Raw genomic sequence first — 17,290 nt, 5'->3', positions numbered from 1 at the left:
CGTCGCAGTCGGGCCAGATCAGCACCGCCTTGACCGCCAGCGGCGACCAGTCGGTTTTGTCGACTGGGGCGCGGGCGCCGTTCATGGCCGTGGTCGCGGGGATGCCCAGCCCGATCAGGGTGTCGGCGCATTTCTCGCCCTCGACCAGCACGACCTGCATGGCCGACGCGATTCCCGGCAGGTTGTACAGCGGCCTCGGATCGGGCGCGCGCCACATGCGTGCGCGCACGTCCCAGGGCCGGTACTCCTTGCCGGTGGGCGGATCGAAGCGATAGACGCAGGCGATCAGCTCACCGTTCGCTGCGCAGTAGTCCCATTTCGCGGTGTACGGGCCGAGCTCGTCCAGGGCCACCTTGCGAACCGAGTTGCGCGCGACAGGCGGCGCCTGGCCGAGCCACTGGCGGAGTTCGGCCGCCAGTTGCGGGAAGTCGTGCTGTGCCGACAGGCCTTGTGCACGCGCCCACAGTTCGATGGCGTCGCCGCCTTCGTCGGTGGCGAAGTCCTTCCACAGGCCGCACCGCGCACCCTCCAGCTCCACCACCAGGCTCTTGCCGGGCGAGCCATCGGTGTCGCCAATGTAGAACTTGCCGCCACGGCTGCTGCCATGCGGGAACAGGTGGTGCAAGGCCGCTTCCAGCCGGTCCAGGAGTCCAGCGCGCAAGGCCTCGGTGTCGCTGGCCAGATCCTCGCGCGGCTCGCCCGCGTCGTTGAAGTCGAGCCACACCACGTTGGCACCGATCATTGGCCACTCCAGCAGCGGTCTTGCCAAGGGCAGAACTTGCACTCGACGTGGGTCGGCGTGGTCGTGTGGCGTGGCAGCAGCTCGCCCGACTCGGCGGCACGGAGCACGCGCACCGCGCGATCCGACATGCGCTGCGCCAGCGCGCCATCGAAGGGCACGGCCTCGAACCAGATTTCCTGCGAGTCCTTGTTGATGGCAGTGAACAGTGCCGGCTGGGTCGAGATGCCGGGGATGCTGCCTTCCATGTAGGCCTGGTAGACCGCCATCTGCGCCGAATAAATCGGCTTTGACCGGGCGACGCCGAGCTTGACGGTCTCGCGCCAGGACTTGTCGTTCATGGTCTTGCACTCCCACAGGGCCGGGCCTTGCAGGCCGAGCTCCGCGGGTGCCGCCTGGATCACGCCGTCGACGTGGCCCTGGATGCGACCGCCCGCGACCGAGAAGCCGAACTGGCCGCCGCTGGCCTTCTGCGTGTACAGATCGAAGCCGGCCAGGCGCAGCCAGCGGATGGCGAGTTCCTCCAGCGCGTGGCCGACTTCGAACACACGCAGGATGCGGCCTGGGATCTTGCGGCCGGGATCCACGGTCGCGTGCAGGTACTCGTACTGCAGCGCACGCTCGCAGGCGACTCCCAGGCGCGACGCACCGAGGTAGTGGCGCGGCGCTTGCGCCGATCGCTCACGACTCAGGGCGGCATCGATGAGCTCACCGATCTGCTCATGCAGTTTCGGACGATGGTTGAAGTCCAGCATCAGCGCGCGCCTCCTGGGCCGAGCCCTGCGGTGACGCGCGACAGGCGCGCCTCCCAATGCGCCCGATCGAGTGCCGCCAGCCGTTCGTGCTCTTCCAGCATGTGCGCCTGGTAGGCATCGACCACGACTTCGATCAGGCGCAGCACCTCGGCCTGGCTGTAATCGGCCAGCGGACGATCCATGCCGATGCTGGCCACGCATTCGCCCAGCGGCCCGAGGCAGGCATGCATGGCGGCCAGTTCAAGTTCAGTGGGATCGACCATGCGACCCTCCGTCTTGTGCATCAGCCGGCAGAACACGTTCTGGCAGCGGCGTGAGCAGAACACCCAGCGGTGCGAGCAGCGCGCCGGATCGTGGCGTGGCAGGCGCGCGTTGAACCAGCCGTAGCCGCGTGCCTGGCGTGAACAGATCGCGCATCTCAAGCCGCCTCCCGATGGCTGTCGTTGGCGGCAACCACCAGGCGCTGGATTGAAGCCTTGTTGAACTGGAAGGACAGCAGGGCCGAGGCCTGGTAGCGCGTCAGGCCGAAGTCGGCCCGCACGGCTTCAGGGAGGTAGCGCAGCTGCTTCTCCGTCGGCGGCTCGTTCAGCCAGCGCCGCGTTTTGTGCGCCGAATCGGCCGATTCGTGTTCGTTCAGCCAGTCGTCGGCGCGCGCCATGCACACCGTGCGCTCGCCGACACCGAGCAGGTGCGCCGGCAGGCCCTTGCCGCCGCCGATCGCGTACCAGCGTCCGCTGAGGAAGAAGATGCCACCCCAGGCGTTGAAGCCGGTGGCCATCAGCGCGTCGTCGCAACCGAACAGGTCGCACCAGCGGAAGTTGGAGCGTTTGAGCAAGTCGATCTCGCTCATGACGAAGTCCGCCAGCACGCCGTGTTCTTCCTCCTGCCGTTCCCAGACATGGCCGCAGAGCGGACACTCCATGCAGGCCAGCGGCACGACCGCGCCGCACTCGGGGCAGTCCTTGGTCGGCGCGATGCCATCGGCCAGATGGCCGTCGAGATTGACTTCCTGCTCTAGGCAGCCGTGCATCAGGCTGGCGGTGCCGAAGTCGAGCACGATGCAGTCGGTCTTGACGACGCCCGGGAATTCGGCCGGATCCACGGTGCGCAGGCCCCGGCCGACCATCTGGATGAAGGTCGACTTGTACGAGCTCGGGCGCAGCAGCACGACGCAGCCGGTCGGCGTGTAGTCGTAGCCCTCGGTGAGCACGGCGACGTTGACCACCACCTGCGCCGGGCCGGACTCGTACTGCGCCAGACGCGCCTTGCGCTCGGCGTCAGACAGCTCGCCATGCACCAGCACGGCCGGCACGTCGGCTTCGACGAAGGCTTCGCAGACGTGCTGCGCGTGCGCGACCGTCGAGCAGAACACGATGGTCTTGCGGGCGGCGGCGTGCGCCTTCCAGTGCTTGACCACCTCGGCCGTGATCAGCTGCTTGTCGAGGATGGAGGCGACCTGGTCCATGTCGAAGTCACTCGCGCTGCGGCGCACTTGGCGCAGGGCGTCCTGCACGCCGACGTCGATGACGAAGGTGCGCGGCGGTACCAGATGGCCGGCGGCGATCATCTCGCCCAGCGTGATCTGGTCGGCCACGTTGGAGAACACCTCGCGCAAGCCCTTGCCGTCGCCCCGATTGGGCGTGGCCGTGAGGCCGCAGATGCTGGCGCTGGTGTTGCGCGTCAGCACCTGATCGACCACCGCGCGGTAGCTGGGCGAGGAGGCGTGGTGCGCCTCGTCGATGACCAGCAGATCCAGCGTCGGCATCTGCGCCAGATGCGACGGCCGGGACAGGGTCTGCACCATGGCGAAGGTGGCCTGGCCTTGCCACGACTTCTCCTGGGCGTCGAACACCGAGGTGCTCATGCCCGGATTGACGCGACCGAACTTCTCGCGGTTCTGGTCCGTGAGTTCGGTGCGATGGGCGAGGATGCAGGCCTTGGCGTCCGGCTCGGCCAGCAGCTTGCCGGCCACCGCCGACAGCATGATGGTCTTGCCGGAGCCGGTGGGCGCCACTGACAGCGTGTTGCCGTGCGCGGTGAGCGCCGCCAGCGTGCGATCGACCAGCAGGGATTGGCGGGGACGGAGCATCATGGCTGTGGTCCCCTTCACTGCGCCCAGCTGGGACGCCCGCCGACCGGTGCCGCCGGCGTGGCGGCGGGGGCGCTGGCCACGGGCGCGTGCACACCCGTCATCAGCGCCGAGTAGTCCTTGTGGTCTGGCGTGATGGCGGTCTTGACGACGGCCTTGTCTTCGCCGTTCTGGTCCTTCTCCCAGTCGACCTTGGCCAGGAACTCGATGCCATCGAGGTCGCTGAAGCCGGCGATGCGGCGCGCGTTCTGCGCGGTGGGGGCGTTGTCTCCGGGGTGGACGCCGCGCGCGGAGTTGAGGATCGCCTTGATGAAGGTGCGGCCCATGTTGGCCCACTCAGGACCCTTCGGGCTGTGCAGGCCGATCAGGCTCCACATCTTGCGGCGCGCGAACGGCCCCTCCGTGACGACGAACTCGCAGTTCAGGTAGACCGAGCCGGTGCTGGCGTTGCGCGTGGCGTAGCCACCGGTCCAGCCTTGGGTCGGGTCATCGAAGCCGCCCGGGCGCACCGTCATGCGCACGCGCACCAGGCTGCCCTTGGGAATGAGGTCGAACGAAGATTGCTCGGCGGCGGAATTGAAGTCGAAGTAGGTCATGATCAGGACTCCTCGGTGGAGGTGGATTCGGGGGAGGTTTCGGAGGGGGCGGCGGCAGCGGGCCGCGCGAAGTGCAGACGCTCAAGGGCGGGCCGGGCGGGGCCGGCGATCTTCTGCATCAGGCGACCGAGGTGCGGCTCCTCGATGGCGTCGAGCCGGCCGGAGCGGTCCTTGGCGGGATAGCCCCAGGGGTTGAGCGTTTGGCAGACGAAGGCGCGGTAGCTGCTGCCGTCGTCGGCCTTGAGCTCGACCAGGCTGACGACCTGATCGACGATGCCGGGCAACTCCAGGCCGGTCTTGCTGCCATCGATCTGCAGCGAGTACACGCGGCGGTTGAAGTCGTCCAGCTTCTCGTCCAGGATGCCGACGAACCAGACGTTCTTGGCGCGCGTGTGCTGCAGGTGGGTCAGCCAGCCGATCATCTCGGCGCCCATCAGGCCGTACGCGCCTCGGTTGTCTGGCTTGCCGGTCTTCTCGGAGAAGGCCTGCGGCTGGCCCTTGCACCATTGCAGGCACAAGCGGCCAGCGACGGTGATGCTGTCGACGAACACGGTTTCGTATTTGTCGAGCACGGCCGGGTCGCCGAAGCGCGCGCAGACGGCGTCGAAGTGCGCCTGGCTGTAGGGCTGGTCATCGCGCACCGCCGGGTTGGGGCCGCCGATGAAGACGGCGAAGTCGCGGCATTCGGGCCAGGTGCGGGGACGCAGCGTGTCTCCGCCCCAGCCATCGACCGCGATGTCGCCGGCTTCCAGATCGATGAACAGCGCCGCGATCGGGTCCAGCGTCCACAGCTGCGAGGTCTTGCCGATACCGCTCTTGCCCACCAGCACGCCCTTGACGCCACGGCGTTCGGCCAGGCGCTGGTCGGCCGAGATGATCGGCAGCTTGAGGAGAGAGGAGGTGGTCATGGTCACTCCTCCACCAAGCTCAGGCGGAACGTGGGCTTGCCGGTCTTGAGCGTGCGCGCCGGCGCGAAGGCTTGCCGCAGGGTCTCGGGCCAGGCGTTGTACTTGCCCTCGGCGACGCGGTAGCTGATCTCGACGTATTCGCCCGGGTCCTCGCCGCCAGCGGCGATGCGGCGGGTGATGTCCCGCAACTGGGCCTGGTCCCATTCGACCTTCTTGGGCAACTCGGCGGTAATGCGGACGGCGCCGTCGTCGAAGTGCACGACGCCGGTGTCCTTGCCGGCGGCCAGCCGCAGCTGGTGCGCCTGCTCGGCGTAGCGCAGCGAGAGCGCATGATCGATATGACTGTCGACCGCCTTGGCCGAGGCGAGCCACTCGGCGGCGCGGGTCTTGAGCTGGAGCAGCGTTTCGGCGCTGCCTTGCGCAAGCTCGCTGGCCGGTGTGGCCAGCAGTTGATCGGCGGTGACGGTGCTCATGCGACACCTCCCACCGGGGCGCGTTCCGATGTACTCTTGCGCAGGCTGTCGGCCTCGAAGGCCTCCAGGTCTTCGAGGCGGTACAGCACGCGCCCCTGCAGTTTCAGGAAGACAGGGCCGATGCCTTCAGAACGCCAGCGCTCCAGTGTGGCTTCGCTGACGTCCCAACGGTCCGCCAGTTGGCGTTGGTTGAGGTGTTTGATACTCACGAATTGCTCCTTTCAAGGGATTGCGAATTGGTGAGGTGAGGATCGGATTGAGGATGTGGGGGCGGCAACCGGCCGCATGTGGGGGCGGATGTGGGGGCGGTGTCAGTGGGTGCGTTTTCTGGGTTCAGAAAACAAAACACCGCCGTATTGGCGGTGTTGATGTGCCTCGGAGGCCAGTGCTCTCAGTCGAGCTTGAACCCGTACTTTCCCCTGCGCGGGTTGGCGATGAAGCCCCGCCACTGCTCGTTGTGCTTGAACAGGTCCTGCATCTTCCGTACGGTTCGATCTTGCGGATCAGGACGGTCATGGTAGGCAGCGGCGAGGATCGAGCTCGCATCCAGTTCCCATCGACCTTCTTGGGCCTCGGCGTACATGTAGTCGATGGCCCGCTTTTGCCGGTCCCCGTTGACGACCCATGCATGTGGTTTGGTCCGAATTCGCAGGACGCCATTGGTGAAATCGACCGGCAACGCACTCGGCCTGATGCCATCCTCGCTCGAGGTCAGCACCCGCTCCAGATAGTGCAAGTCCAGGCAAGGACTCGGGGCGTAGTCGACCAAGGCATGGCGCATATAGGCCACCCGGTAGTGGCGCGGCGAACGAATGATGCTTGGCAGCTCATGACCGGCACTGAGGATCAAGCCTTGCGCAGGAAGTCGGGTATCCAGCAGCGATGAATAGATCTGATCTACATGGGTAGCAAGCCCGCGAACGATCCACACCGGTGTCATCGCTGGCCCGACGCGCGCGTCGCCCAGGCACCAAAGGATGCGATCGATACGTGGCGCCTGAATGCCGCCACGCTTGACTTGGGCAATGTTGAGCAAGTCGGCCAGCTCATTCAACAACTGGATGCTGTCGACTTCCAGCACGGCTGCCTGGTCGGCGCCGACTTGTCGTGTGCGGTAGGTTTCCGGACAGCTGTACTCGTAAATATCGGGTTCGTCGGACTCAACCAGATCGACTGGGACGATCTCGTCGCCGAAGGGCGCGCCGATGCTTCCTGCGTAGCCGGTGCACACAGTCCAAGCTTGCAGTTCTTTGCGATCGAGTGCCATTGAACGTGGCAGCGTCCAGCCTGGGACGCCCCAAATCCGATTGCCCTCGGCGTCCAGAATAGGGGTGACCGACTGGTCGAATAGAGCCAGCAGTTCAAGCAGCGCTTGGGTCGACAGACGTGGTTGGGTCACTTCCAAGCTCCTTGACCAAGCCCCATTTACTGAGCAGCCGGTCGCACAGTGCGCGGTCGGTTTCGCGCTTGGTCTTGACGTTGCACTTATTCTCGTGACGCAGAACGACGCGCAGGGTGCGGGCACGCTCTCGACCTATCTTCTTGGTACGAATGGAGATCAGTGCGTAGGTCAGATGGTGGCGCCCGAAGTCAAAGCCGGGTCCGATGAGGCTTCTGGCTGCCGTATAGATGTCCTCTGCATCCCTGGCACCGATCTTTACCACCAGAGAGCGGAACTCTGGCTTGCTGAAGCCGAGTTCCAGCACCTTCACATACTGCACCGGTTCGCCGGTGAGATCGAAGTGGCGCGGTGCGGCCAGACTCTGAAAGTCGTATTGCTTCAGCGGGATCGTGTCCCCGCTGATCGGCGATTTCAGCAGGGTATCAGCAGCAATGAGCGCCAGCGACGTGCGGCCTGCCGTATCTTTCGACAAGACCTCCAAGTGACCCTCGGTAGGTTCGTAGGTGATGTGCGATGAAGTGGCACGAATCACAGGCGCTGATACGAGTTGGCTGTCTTCAACCAGATCGACCATCTCGGGTGGACGGTTGTGATGCACACTGATTTGGTACAGATCAACGTCATCACCAGTCAGCGTGTCGGGGCGAAGCCGCTTGAAGACCTGGACCGCCACGGTGTCCACGCTGCAGAAGAAGTGCGCTGCGACTGCCTCACGGAACGCCTGCTGCGCCACCTCGTCATCCAAGACGATGAGATCCTTCGGGGCCACGAAGCCTGAATAGCAGGTCAGGCTTTGGCGAAATACGTCTGCCTGGCGAGCGTTCAGGGCTTCGTCGAACAGCATGCCAGCCTTCACATGCAGCCAGAGCGCACGCTCGTACTGGCTTGGACAGGCGGCAAATTCTGCTTTGGCTTTGGCGCCCACGATACTGAGGCTCAGTACCTCGACGGCGTCCTGACCTGGTCCATCGCACAGCAGCATGATGCGCTCGGCCACCTCCTCGAGCTTGCGTCTGCTGGCAACGGACAAGGACGACAACTCAGTCGCCATCGCGGCGCGTTGCTCCCGCTTACCTTGCTTCGGGTCCAACTCCGGCATGGACAGGTGGAACTCGCTGATGACAAAGTCCCGAAAAACCGCCGGTGGCAAGTGCGTCAGCAGCTTGGATAGATTTTCAGCGTCGTTCATGATGGCCTCCCTTAGCTATGGTTTTTATAGTTCAGCGCCTGCGGGCGGAACAAGGGGACTATACGGGTGCCGTAGTTCGCTATCTCTGGCATTAACCCGCATGCGCCCTTAACTTGCCCATGGTGTCAGAGGCGTCCTGCTCGCACAATTTCACAGCATGTGAGTTGTGCCGAGAGAGCCGCTACCCATGCACCAAGCCAAACAAGTCCCGCCCCAGAAGCTGACGCCCGACCAGCGTCGGCACGAGATCGCGTCGCTGTTGACCAACGGCCTCGTGCGCCTGCGCAACAGCGCTGTGGCGCCGTCCGCGAAAGTGGACCGAGAGAGCACGTTTGAGCTTGGCTTTTCTGGTGACCAGCGCGTTCATACGGACCCCGTCAACTACCCAACCACGGAGTCCCGATGACCACCCACACCACGCCACCTTCGTTGGCTGCCCGAATCGCCGGCCTGCCCGATCTGCCCATGTCAGAGATCAAGGCGCTGTGGCGCAAGCTCTTCGGCGACGCCAACCCCACGCACAACCGCCAGTTTCTGGAGCGCCGCATCGCCTACCGTTTGCAGGAGATCGAGTTCCGAAAGACCAACCGCCAGCTTGTGGACCGCAACCACCGGCGCATCGAAGCCCTGATCAAGAACGGACGAGTCAAGACACGCGATCGCACCTACCGCCCGCCCGCTGGCACAGTGCTCACACGCCAGTACGGCGGCGCCGAACACCAGGTGCTGGTGACGCTGGACGAGCAGTACGAGTACCAGGGCCGCTTGTACCCGAGCCTCTCCATGATCGCCCGCGAGATCACCGGCGACCGCTGGTCGGGTCCGCTGTTCTTCGGTCTGAGAGAGCGATCGAAGCCCGCCGCCAAGAAAGGGGGCGTGCGATGAGCGAGGTCACGAGGCGCCGCGTGCGCTGTGCCGTCTACACGCGCAAGTCCACCGACGAGGGTCTGGATCAGGAGTTCAACTCCATCGATGCCCAGCGCGATGCGGGCCATGCCTACATCGCCAGCCAGCGTGCCGAGGGCTGGATAGCGGTCGTGGACGACTACGACGATCCCGCCTTCTCCGGCGGCACCATGGAGCGCCCCGCGCTCAAGCGCCTGATGGCCGACATCGAGGCTGGCCAGATCGACGTGGTCGTCATCTACAAGATCGATCGCCTGACGCGCAGCCTGACCGACTTCTCCAGGATGGTCGACGTGTTCGAGCGTCACGGCGTCTCCTTCGTCTCGGTCACCCAGCAGTTCAACACCACCACCTCGATGGGGCGGCTGATGCTGAATATCCTGCTGTCCTTCGCCCAGTTCGAGCGCGAAGTCACCGGCGAGCGCATCCGGGACAAGATTGCCGCCAGCAAGCGCAAGGGCATCTGGATGGGTGGCGTGCCGCCGATCGGCTACGACGTGGTGAACCGTCGGCTGGTTCCCAACGAGGTCGAGGCCAGACTCGTGCGACACATTTTCCAGCGCTTTGTCGAACTGGGCTCCACCACGCTGCTGTGCAAGGAACTCAAGCTCGATGGCGCCACCTCCAAGGCCTGGACCTCGCAAACCGGCGTTCACCGTCCGGGCAGGCCGATCGACAAGGGCACACTTTACAAACTGCTGCGCAGCCGAACCTACCTGGGCGAGCTGCGCCACAAGGAGCAGTGGTACCCCGGCGAGCATCCCGCTATTCTGGATCAGCAGATCTGGGATCAGACCCAGGCCATCCTGGCCACCAACGAGCGGGTGCGTGCCAACAACACCCGCGCCAAGGTGCCGCACCTGCTCAAGGGCATCGTGTTCGGCAGCGACGGTCGCGCGATGACGCCACTGCACACCACCAAGAAGAATGGTCGCCGCTACCGCTACTACAAGCCGCAACGCGATTGCAAGGAGCACGCTGGCGCGTCCGGCCTGCCCACCTTGCCGGCAGCAGAGCTGGAATCGGCTGTGATGGATCAGTTGCGGACGATTCTGCGTGCTCCCCAACTGGTGGCGGACATGCTGCCACGGGCGCGTGAACTGGATCCTGACCTCGACGAAGCCAAGATCACCGTGGCCATGACGCGACTCGATCAGATCTGGGATCAGTTGTTTCCGGCCGAGCAGACGCGCATCGTCAAACTGCTGGTTGAGAAGGTGATCGTGTCGCCGGATGATCTCGAGGTCCGGCTGCGTGCCAATGGCATCGAGCGTGTCGTGTTGGAACTGCAGCCCACCGCGAAACCGGAATCTGAGGAGGCCGCGACATGAGGAAGTTCAGCATCCTCAAGACCGGGGAGCCGGAAGTCATCGAGGCCGGCGATGGTCGGCTCACGCTGACCGTGCCGATCCACATCAAGCGGCGCAGTGGGCGCAAACTGGTGACGCTGCCGACTGATCCGGAGACTGGCGAGCCAGCGAAGGCCAGGCCGTGGGATACCAAGACGACACCCTTACAGATGGCCTTGGCACGTGGCCATCGTTGGTTGGCCATGCTGCAGTCGGGCGAGGTTTCATCGCTGCGGGAGATTGCCGCTCGTGAAGGGGTCGACAACAGCTACGTCAGCCGGATGATGAACCTGACCGTCCTCGCGCCGGACATCGTCGCCGCCATCCTGGATGACGCTCTGCCGGATCACACCACGCTGTTTGACTTGGCGGTGGATCCACCTGCGTTGTGGGATGAGCAGCGGGCGAAGGTTGACAGTTTGTGTGTTAAGTCGACCTCGGAGGTCAATTGAACCTGGGCTGCACGCCTAACCGATTCGCCAAGGAAGACGGCTAGCGCACCTGCTGCTGAAGGACGCCGACCAATTCCGCAAGCCGGCTAACGACGATGGTCCCGGAGTTCCGGCATTGGTTCTGGATATGAGGTGCCATGAAGCGATCTGCTCTGAAGACGTTGACATATGGGGCGTAGAACGCGTGTAGCGCATCGACAGGTTGGCTATCTTCAGGCTCCTTCTTCCGTCCACCTCCTACGTTCATCCATATTGATGAGAACAACGATTTAACGCCTGTGGTGATGCCAGGACAATAGCGTTCGACTTCAGCAACTGAGTGCTCGTCAAGCTGAATCCCTCTGGTTCTTGATGCTCGCACAACCATGCCTAGAAGTTGGCTGCTTTCCATCTCTTTCCAGCGCAAAGCAAGCTGCCCCTGTGGTCCGGTTGGATCTGCATCAAGGTCAGCCTCGCGCAGCATGTCTGCGTATTCGAGAGAGGTGACTACTAAATGTCGCGCAAGCTGACCGAGCTCTCTCCCTGGCCTCCGAACGATGTCGGCGATGGGGTTTGACAATGAGTGGTCTGTCGAGAACCACTTCATCATCCACTGCAAATCCTTGAGGCTATTCGTGAGTGCTTCCACAAGAGCTGCCTCAGAGGCACGCCCGAAAGCATAGTCCGTGATGACTGCCGCATAGTCGGGCCGCATTGGATACTTTTCTTGAATCTCTGCGACGATTGCCTTGGGGTCTTGACTTTCGAGGTGGGCACGGAGTTCTGCGCGTGGCTTTCCGTGCTTGATGAGGGCTCGTGAATTGGCGCGACGTTGCTGGCGCGATAGACCCATGGACTTCCACTCCTTTTCCGCACTCTCACGTATCACATCCAAGAATGATTGAGGCGGACCGTCATCGTCGAAATCCGGAAACCACCTGCCGAACTTGTCGAGCACGTGGCTCGGAGGGCTTGATCGACGACTCAAGGCCCGTGCTTCAGCCTCGACGAGTTTGTCAAAAAATACAAGTGCGTTCGAACCACACAGGTTGGTGAGGAAGTCACCCCTTAGTTCCGCAAGGTACGTTGCATCTGCAGTTAATGGCACCGCTTCGGACACAACCGCCGCCGAGAACACAAAGCGCACCTGATGCGAATGAGCAAGTGCAAGCAAAGCACTCCGAATTTCATGTCGCTCCGCGCTCGCTTGTTTCGGGTCAGTGAGCGTCGAGTAGTCTTGGGAGTCCAGATAACAAGTAATCATGACGAGCCCGCATTCGCCGAGTCCTAATCGGCGCCAGCGGTGAAGATCAGTGGGGCGCGATTCGTTGTCCTTGCGTGCTTGATTCGCTTGCGCTGCCCAGCGTTCAGGTTTGGCGTAACTCGTGAAGCGCGGAACGCCGAAAAGGCGCATCAGAGAATACTGGATATTATTCCAGTTATGCCTGTCCTCATCGGTACCGCTTCCTGGACTGACAAGACGCTGATTGCCTGCGGACGTTTCTATCCATCCGATGCGAAATCGGCCGAAGCGAGGTTGCGTCACTACGCCAGCGTGTTTCCTCTGGTTGAGGTGGATTCGAGCTACTACGCGATGCCGAGTGCAGCCAACGCGGCACTGTGGGCGCAGCGCACGCCGGCTGACTTCGTGTTCGATGTAAAGGCGTTCCGGCTCTTTACAGGGCACCAGACGGACCTGAAGGTGCTGCCGAAGGACATCCAGCACGCGCTAGGGCCGAGGTCGAAGCTGATCTATTACCGCGAGGTGCCGCTAGAGATCCAGAACGAGCTGTGGCGGCGCTTCAAGGAGGCCTTGCAGCCCTTGGAGTCAGCCCGCAAGCTGGGGGCGGTGCTGTTTCAGTTCCCACCCTGGTTGCTCCGCAACAAGCCAGGTCATGACCATGTGGCCCATTGCGTGGAGCACATGGAGGGATATGTGGTCTCGGTGGAGTTCAGGAACCAGACCTGGTGGGCACCGGAACATCGGGAGGCGACGCTCAGGTTCGAGCACGGGCTCGGGGTGAGTCATGTGATCGTGGACGGGCCGCAAGGGTTTGCCAACAGCGTCCCACAGGTGTGGGAGGTGACGAATCCGCGGCTGGCGATCCTCAGGCTCCATGGACGCAACACCGCAACCTGGAATGTAAAAGGACAGACGGCGGCGTCGGACCGGTTCAACTACGACTACTCTGAGCCGGAACTCGAGGCCTTCGTGCAGCCAGTCAGGGAGATCGCCTCCAAGGCAAGAGATGTCCACATCGTGTTCAACAACAATTTCGAAGACCAAGGACAGAGGAACGCGAGGGCGTTCGCGGCCCTCGTCGGCATGACAGCCTCTTGATCACCAGCCTCCAAAAGCTGTATATTTATCCAGCTTTTGGAGGCATCATGTACCCGCAAATCTACGTCTGCGGCACGGGCGAACCGTTGCCGCCCGAGTTGGAATCGAAGGCTGCTGTAGCGATGTACGCGGCGTTGGTCGAGCGTTTTGGCGGCGAGCCGCTGCTGCAGTGGGCGTATCTGGAATTCTTGCGCGCCGATGAGTCAGAGCTGGAATCTCTGGTCCACAGCGCGCCGGTGCCACGCAGGCCGACCCCCTTTGAACGGGAATTCGACCGGCTGGCGCCTGTGGTGCATTCGCGCCTGGCTCTGCCCAAGGAGCAGCAATTTGCGTATGCGCTGTCGTGAGCCAGCCGCTGCCCCCGGAGTGTCCGTTCTTCCCGCCCTACACCCCGCGCGGAGGCTGGAGTGAAGACTGCTTGTCCGACAAGGCCTGGAAAGAGGCCGTTGGAGCCAAGTGCTACGTGTTCCCGCTCAGGGACTGCGGCCGGCTGATCGCGGATCTGACTGCGCTGCAGCCCTGGTCCGGGCACCTGATTTTTCAGTGGATCGGGGGCAGTTTTCAGTTGCGCCTGTGCGGCCCTGTTGACCGCGCACTGGTACAGCCGCTCATTGCGCGTGCGACGGAGACCATGGCGCAGTTCCGGGGGCAGCAGTGGTGTCCTATCACGGACCAGCTCGCGCCCCAGACTTGGCTGGCTTCGAAGCACTACGGCGAAGGGGCGAACGCGCTGAATGCGCTGGTCAAGCGTCGGAGCGCACGGCATGGTGGGTGAGGGGGTTGCTCGTCACCAACGTGCTCTTTTGCCTACCGATCAGGCAGAAAAACCGTTCGACTCGTCCGCGCGTAAGTGATTGATCTATATGGGCGTGGCGCGAGACCTTTGCGGACTTCGGGCCGAAAAGCCGGGAGAGGCCGGAGCGAGGAATGGCCCGGAGAGAGCAGAAACGCGTCCCGGCCGGGCCGATGAGGCGAAGGGCGAAGTCCGCAACCGTCCTCACGGATGCGCGCAGACACGCGGGAAGCGGTGCGATTGCCCAAGAAAAAACCCCAACCGAGAGCGGTTGGGGTTGGTGTAGTGGTGGAGCTGGCGGGATTCGAACCCGCGTCCGCGAACCTTCCACGCCCAGTTCTACATGCTTAGCGGTCTGATTTGGATCTCGCCAGCCCGATCGCGCAGTCGCACGCTATCGGGTCGGCCAGTGCCCTTGAGTCTCGTTCACGCCCAAGGCACCCGGTCGTGAACCAGCCGATGTGGATTCCCTCGCAGCCTGGACGGTTTTGACACCACCCTTGCCCAGCCCATCGGCCTGCTGTTGCGAGGCTCACCGGTGTTTAGGCGGCGAGTGCGAAACGTTCGTCGTTTGCAGTTAGTTTTTTTCAGCGGTTTTACGAGGTGACTGAACCTCGGCATGCCCTGCGGCGATTCCAACCCACGTCGAAACCAATGCAGCCCCTGGACCGTGTATTTTAGGCCAGATCGAGCAGATTCAAGAGCTGCAGCGGCGCGTCGATGGCCGCATCGGCCGGCCACCGGGCGGCGTCGGCGCCGGGACCGAGGTAGCCGTAGCGCGCCGCCACGGTCCCCACTCGGGCCGCCCGGCCAGCCAGCATGTCGCGTTCGTCATCGCCGACGTACAGGCAATGCCGGGGCTCGACGCCGATCCGGCGCATGGCTTCCTCCAGCGGCGCAGGGTGCGGCTTGGCATGCGGCGTGGTGTCGCCGCTGACGATGACGCTGGCCGAGGCGAACAGGGTAATCGAAGCGGTGAGCGGCACGGTGAAGCGCTGTGACTTGTTGGTGACCACGCCCCAGTTCAGCCCACGCCGGTGCAGCGTCGACAGCAGGTGGTCGACCTCGGCAAACGGCGCCGTCAGCCGCGTCATCCGGCGTTCGTAGTTGCCGAGGAACTCGTCCTTGAGGGCTTCGAAACCAGGATCATCCGGCGTCACGCCAAAGGCGACACCGAGCATGCCGCGCGCGCCGGAGCCGGCGCTGCTGCGGTAACGCTCCACCGGCAGCGATGGCAGACCGCGGCGCACGCGCATTTCGTCGGCGGCCAGCGCCAGGTCGGGCGCGCTGTCGATCAGGGTGCCATCGAGGTCGAACAGCACGCAGCGGATGTCGCGGAACATGGCGCGCGTCAGGCCGCTGGCACCGGCTTGCGCGCCGCCACCATGTAGTTGACGCTGGTGTCCGCGCTCAGGCGAAAGCGCTGCGTGAGGGGGTTGTATTGGAGACCGCGGCTGTGCTGCAGGTCGAGCCCAGCCTCACGGCAGAAGCGACCCAGCTCGCTCGGCCGCAGCAGGCGCGCGTACTCGTGCGTGCCGCGCGGCACCAGGCCGAGCATGTACTCGGCGCCGACGATGGCCAGCAGAAAGGATTTCGGGTTGCGGTTGATGGTGGAAAGAAACACCCAGCCGCCCGGTCGGACCAGCGCCGCGCAGGCCTGCACGATGGCGGCGGGATCGGGCACGTGCTCCAGCATCTCCATGCAGGTGACGGCGTCGAACTCGCCGGGCATCTCGGCGGCCAGCGCCTCGGCGGCGACCTGGCGGTAGCTCAGGCCCGTCACCTCGGCCTCCAGCGCGTGCAGCTGCGCCACCTTGAGCGACTTGTCGGCCAGGTCGATGCCCAGCACCTCGGCGCCCTTGCGCGCCATGGCCTCAGCCAAGATGCCGCCGCCGCAGCCAACGTCGAGCACGCGCTGCCCGCTCAAGGGGCTGATCGAGTCGATCCAGTCGAGCCGCAGCGGATTGATCTGGTGCAGCGGCGCGAACTCGCCATCCAGGTCCCACCAGCGGTGGGCCAGCGCGGAGAACTTGGCCAGTTCGGCCTGATCGACGTTGGCTGCGTTCATGGGCGCATTGTCCCATGGCTGTCCGCGTGTCCGGCCTCGATCGGCGACTGGCGGGCCGCCCGAACGCGGCTATGGTGCCAGCCCGTGCGCGCGGGCGAAGCGCGCTCGTTCATCCCGCACCGCCTGCTGCGTGATGCAGGCCTGCGGCGCCGGTTTGCCCGCCTGGCGCCAGCGCTGGCGGTAGTTCTCGCTCTGGTACGGATCGACGATGACGTAGCCCGCTTGCTTCGGGCAGCGCTGGGTGTCGGCGCAGTCGTGCCAGGTGGCGCCGTAGATGACTCGGCCGTCACGCGTCAGGCCCGGGAACGCGGTTGCGAGCACGCGGTGCCTAGCGTGCTCGAGCCGGACGGATTGACCCAGTTCGCGGTCGTGCACGTACACATAACCAAGGTCGCTGTACGTCAGCCAGGGAGCACCCTGCGGTCGCGAATAACCGAACACCGCCTTGCCGGGAGAATCGCCCAGGTCGGCGCGCAAGCCGCACTCGTGCTCAGTGGCATCGGCCTGGGCACTCAAGCCGTAGACGCGCATGGATGGTCGGCCGCTCCGCGGCACCTGGGGAATGGCGGAAAACTCGGCGCCATCGATCGAGATCATCGGCAGGGCATAGACGTCGCCATCTGCAGCCTTGCGGTCCGCGCAGATGAAGCGCGGGCCGGTGCTGGCGACCACGCGCGCCTGGCGACCGTCGTCCTGCACCGTGATGGTGGCCAGTTGCAGCGGACCGACGCCCTGGTCGTCGGGGTTGGCGTTCTGCGGCCAGCTCAGGGAACGGATGTGGACCAGTGCGCGTGCGGTGTCGGCAGCCGCTTGCGGGGCCAACTCGGACGCCGCCGCGTAGAAACCGGTCATGCCGCCGCGAAACAGCGGCCTAGCCCTGGTTTGCTGGCGCAGGACCTCGGCAAACCGGTAGTGTTCACCGGTCACGTCGACCAGGTAGCGCCACGTGCCCTGGACCGGAAACGTCTCGTTGGAAAACGGCGTGCGGTAGGCCTTGATCGGACCGCTGCCGGTGGCGGGCAGCTCCATCAGGCTCACGCGGCCGAGTTGGGCGCCCGAGTACGAGCGCAGGACGTAACGCCCGTCCGGACTGATGCGCTCGTAGGTGCCCAGCGCCGCCAGGCCGTGCGCGTCGCGCCCGACCTGTTCGGCGTCGAGCGGCAGGTAGCTGATGTAGGGGATGCACACCTCGGCGCTCGTCGTTTCGGACGCCACCGCTGGCCAGACGCATGCGCCCAGCATGGCGACCAG

Annotated in this window: 20 protein-coding genes, 1 other RNA gene and 1 pseudogene; 7 read left to right on the top strand and 15 right to left on the bottom strand. The window is 64.3% G+C overall.

Going from position 1 to position 17,290, the window contains the following annotated elements:
* The 10 genes and pseudogenes from PK606_RS04380 to PK606_RS04335 form a co-directional block, all read right to left on the bottom strand.
* Positions 1–742, bottom strand: a pseudogene (locus tag PK606_RS04380) (AAA family ATPase); the annotation flags it as partial.
* Entirely contained in the window at positions 739–1,494 is a 756-nt protein-coding gene (locus tag PK606_RS04375) for a PD-(D/E)XK nuclease family protein (protein WP_324561091.1), read from the bottom strand. The pseudogene PK606_RS04380 and the gene PK606_RS04375, both read right to left, overlap by 4 nt.
* Positions 1,494–1,916, bottom strand: coding sequence for a DUF6511 domain-containing protein (locus PK606_RS04370; RefSeq protein ID WP_324561089.1), 423 nt, complete (start codon positions 1,914–1,916; stop codon positions 1,494–1,496). The genes PK606_RS04375 and PK606_RS04370 overlap by 1 nt, the downstream gene beginning before the upstream one ends.
* Positions 1,913–3,586, bottom strand: coding sequence for a DEAD/DEAH box helicase (locus PK606_RS04365; protein WP_324561087.1), 1,674 nt, complete (start codon positions 3,584–3,586; stop codon positions 1,913–1,915). The genes PK606_RS04370 and PK606_RS04365 overlap by 4 nt, the downstream gene beginning before the upstream one ends.
* Before the next feature lie 14 nt (positions 3,587–3,600).
* Positions 3,601–4,179, bottom strand: a complete 579-nt coding sequence (locus PK606_RS04360; RefSeq protein ID WP_324561085.1) for a hypothetical protein — start codon at positions 4,177–4,179, stop codon at positions 3,601–3,603.
* A gap of 2 nt (positions 4,180–4,181) precedes the next feature.
* Positions 4,182–5,087, bottom strand: coding sequence for an ATP-binding protein (locus PK606_RS04355; protein WP_324561083.1), 906 nt, complete (start codon positions 5,085–5,087; stop codon positions 4,182–4,184).
* A gap of 2 nt (positions 5,088–5,089) precedes the next feature.
* Positions 5,090–5,560 (bottom strand): hypothetical protein, encoded by a 471-nt coding sequence (locus PK606_RS04350; RefSeq protein ID WP_324561081.1) that lies wholly within the window; start codon positions 5,558–5,560, stop codon positions 5,090–5,092.
* Positions 5,557–5,769: a helix-turn-helix domain-containing protein gene (locus PK606_RS04345; RefSeq protein WP_324561080.1), complete on the bottom strand. Its 213-nt coding sequence runs from the start codon at positions 5,767–5,769 to the stop codon at positions 5,557–5,559. The genes PK606_RS04350 and PK606_RS04345 overlap by 4 nt, the downstream gene beginning before the upstream one ends.
* Before the next feature lie 182 nt (positions 5,770–5,951).
* Positions 5,952–6,959, bottom strand: coding sequence for a hypothetical protein (locus tag PK606_RS04340; RefSeq protein ID WP_324561078.1), 1,008 nt, complete (start codon positions 6,957–6,959; stop codon positions 5,952–5,954).
* A complete protein-coding gene (locus PK606_RS04335; protein WP_324561076.1) occupies positions 6,922–8,151 on the bottom strand; it encodes a hypothetical protein in 1,230 nt (409 codons plus the stop codon). The genes PK606_RS04340 and PK606_RS04335 overlap by 38 nt, the downstream gene beginning before the upstream one ends.
* Before the next feature lie 187 nt (positions 8,152–8,338).
* On the opposite strand from PK606_RS04335, the gene PK606_RS04330 reads away from it, so the two are divergent.
* From PK606_RS04330 to PK606_RS04315, 4 genes are read left to right on the top strand one after another with little or no spacing between them, the layout of a single operon-like run.
* Positions 8,339–8,557, top strand: coding sequence for a hypothetical protein (locus PK606_RS04330; RefSeq protein WP_324561074.1), 219 nt, complete (start codon positions 8,339–8,341; stop codon positions 8,555–8,557).
* Positions 8,554–9,036 carry a DUF2924 domain-containing protein gene (locus PK606_RS04325; RefSeq protein ID WP_324561072.1) on the top strand — a complete coding sequence of 161 codons (483 nt, stop codon included), beginning with the start codon at positions 8,554–8,556 and terminating at the stop codon, positions 9,034–9,036. The genes PK606_RS04330 and PK606_RS04325 overlap by 4 nt, the downstream gene beginning before the upstream one ends.
* Entirely contained in the window at positions 9,033–10,388 is a 1,356-nt protein-coding gene (locus PK606_RS04320) for a recombinase family protein (RefSeq protein ID WP_324561071.1), read from the top strand. The genes PK606_RS04325 and PK606_RS04320 overlap by 4 nt, the downstream gene beginning before the upstream one ends.
* Positions 10,385–10,858, top strand: a complete 474-nt coding sequence (locus tag PK606_RS04315; protein ID WP_324561068.1) for a ParB/RepB/Spo0J family partition protein — start codon at positions 10,385–10,387, stop codon at positions 10,856–10,858. Before PK606_RS04320 ends, PK606_RS04315 begins: the two co-directional genes overlap by 4 nt.
* A 40-nt stretch (positions 10,859–10,898) precedes the next feature.
* Here the strand turns inward: PK606_RS04315 and PK606_RS04310 are convergent, their stop codons facing one another.
* Entirely contained in the window at positions 10,899–12,251 is a 1,353-nt protein-coding gene (locus tag PK606_RS04310; RefSeq protein WP_324561067.1) for a hypothetical protein, read from the bottom strand.
* 27 nt (positions 12,252–12,278) lie between these two features.
* Between PK606_RS04310 and PK606_RS04305 the strand changes: the two genes are divergently transcribed.
* The 3 genes from PK606_RS04305 to PK606_RS04295 all read left to right on the top strand — a co-directional run bounded on the left by PK606_RS04305 (position 12,279) and on the right by PK606_RS04295 (position 13,953).
* On the top strand, positions 12,279–13,178 hold the full coding sequence (locus PK606_RS04305) for a DUF72 domain-containing protein (protein WP_324561065.1): 900 nt from the start codon (positions 12,279–12,281) through the stop codon (positions 13,176–13,178).
* Entirely contained in the window at positions 13,175–13,525 is a 351-nt protein-coding gene (locus PK606_RS04300; protein WP_324561063.1) for a hypothetical protein, read from the top strand. Before PK606_RS04305 ends, PK606_RS04300 begins: the two co-directional genes overlap by 4 nt.
* A gap of 71 nt (positions 13,526–13,596) precedes the next feature.
* Positions 13,597–13,953, top strand: coding sequence for a hypothetical protein (locus PK606_RS04295; RefSeq protein ID WP_324561061.1), 357 nt, complete (start codon positions 13,597–13,599; stop codon positions 13,951–13,953).
* Between the two features lie 304 nt (positions 13,954–14,257).
* Here PK606_RS04295 and ssrA read toward each other — a convergent pair.
* From ssrA to PK606_RS04275, 4 genes are all read right to left on the bottom strand, one after another.
* Positions 14,258–14,635: a transfer-messenger RNA gene (ssrA, locus tag PK606_RS04290) on the bottom strand.
* Positions 14,636–14,648: 13 nt separating this feature from the next.
* A complete protein-coding gene (locus PK606_RS04285) occupies positions 14,649–15,314 on the bottom strand; it encodes an HAD-IA family hydrolase (RefSeq protein WP_324561059.1) in 666 nt (221 codons plus the stop codon).
* Between the two features lie 8 nt (positions 15,315–15,322).
* On the bottom strand, positions 15,323–16,039 hold the full coding sequence (ubiG, locus tag PK606_RS04280) for a bifunctional 2-polyprenyl-6-hydroxyphenol methylase/3-demethylubiquinol 3-O-methyltransferase UbiG (RefSeq protein WP_324561057.1): 717 nt from the start codon (positions 16,037–16,039) through the stop codon (positions 15,323–15,325).
* A gap of 69 nt (positions 16,040–16,108) precedes the next feature.
* Entirely contained in the window at positions 16,109–17,281 is a 1,173-nt protein-coding gene (locus PK606_RS04275; RefSeq protein WP_324561055.1) for a hypothetical protein, read from the bottom strand.
* Positions 17,282–17,290: the final 9 nt, after the last annotated feature.

The organism is Ottowia sp., assembly GCF_035444425.1.
Lineage (GTDB): Bacteria > Pseudomonadota > Gammaproteobacteria > Burkholderiales > Burkholderiaceae_C > Ottowia.
The sequence above is the reverse complement of the archived record's forward strand: the minus strand, read 5'-3'. Positions and strand labels throughout refer to the sequence as shown.

What these genes read in the sequence shown, in the direction of transcription:
- PK606_RS04355 (WP_324561083.1), bottom strand. Translation starts at nt 5,087, where the DNA reads ATGACCACCTCCTCTCTCCTCAAGCTGCCGATCATCTCGGCCGACCAG.
- PK606_RS04350 (WP_324561081.1), bottom strand. Translation starts at nt 5,560, where the DNA reads ATGAGCACCGTCACCGCCGATCAACTGCTGGCCACACCGGCCAGCGAG.
- PK606_RS04365 (WP_324561087.1), bottom strand. Translation starts at nt 3,586, where the DNA reads ATGATGCTCCGTCCCCGCCAATCCCTGCTGGTCGATCGCACGCTGGCG.
- PK606_RS04360 (WP_324561085.1), bottom strand. Translation starts at nt 4,179, where the DNA reads ATGACCTACTTCGACTTCAATTCCGCCGCCGAGCAATCTTCGTTCGAC.
- PK606_RS04375 (WP_324561091.1), bottom strand. Translation starts at nt 1,494, where the DNA reads ATGCTGGACTTCAACCATCGTCCGAAACTGCATGAGCAGATCGGTGAG.
- PK606_RS04335 (WP_324561076.1), bottom strand. Translation starts at nt 8,151, where the DNA reads ATGAACGACGCTGAAAATCTATCCAAGCTGCTGACGCACTTGCCACCG.
- PK606_RS04325 (WP_324561072.1), top strand. Translation starts at nt 8,554, where the DNA reads ATGACCACCCACACCACGCCACCTTCGTTGGCTGCCCGAATCGCCGGC.
- ubiG (WP_324561057.1), bottom strand. Translation starts at nt 16,039, where the DNA reads ATGAACGCAGCCAACGTCGATCAGGCCGAACTGGCCAAGTTCTCCGCG.
- PK606_RS04330 (WP_324561074.1), top strand. Translation starts at nt 8,339, where the DNA reads ATGCACCAAGCCAAACAAGTCCCGCCCCAGAAGCTGACGCCCGACCAG.
- PK606_RS04285 (WP_324561059.1), bottom strand. Translation starts at nt 15,314, where the DNA reads ATGTTCCGCGACATCCGCTGCGTGCTGTTCGACCTCGATGGCACCCTG.
- PK606_RS04320 (WP_324561071.1), top strand. Translation starts at nt 9,033, where the DNA reads ATGAGCGAGGTCACGAGGCGCCGCGTGCGCTGTGCCGTCTACACGCGC.
- PK606_RS04275 (WP_324561055.1), bottom strand. Translation starts at nt 17,281, where the DNA reads ATGCTGGGCGCATGCGTCTGGCCAGCGGTGGCGTCCGAAACGACGAGC.
- PK606_RS04305 (WP_324561065.1), top strand. Translation starts at nt 12,279, where the DNA reads ATGCCTGTCCTCATCGGTACCGCTTCCTGGACTGACAAGACGCTGATT.
- PK606_RS04315 (WP_324561068.1), top strand. Translation starts at nt 10,385, where the DNA reads ATGAGGAAGTTCAGCATCCTCAAGACCGGGGAGCCGGAAGTCATCGAG.
- PK606_RS04310 (WP_324561067.1), bottom strand. Translation starts at nt 12,251, where the DNA reads ATGCGCCTTTTCGGCGTTCCGCGCTTCACGAGTTACGCCAAACCTGAA.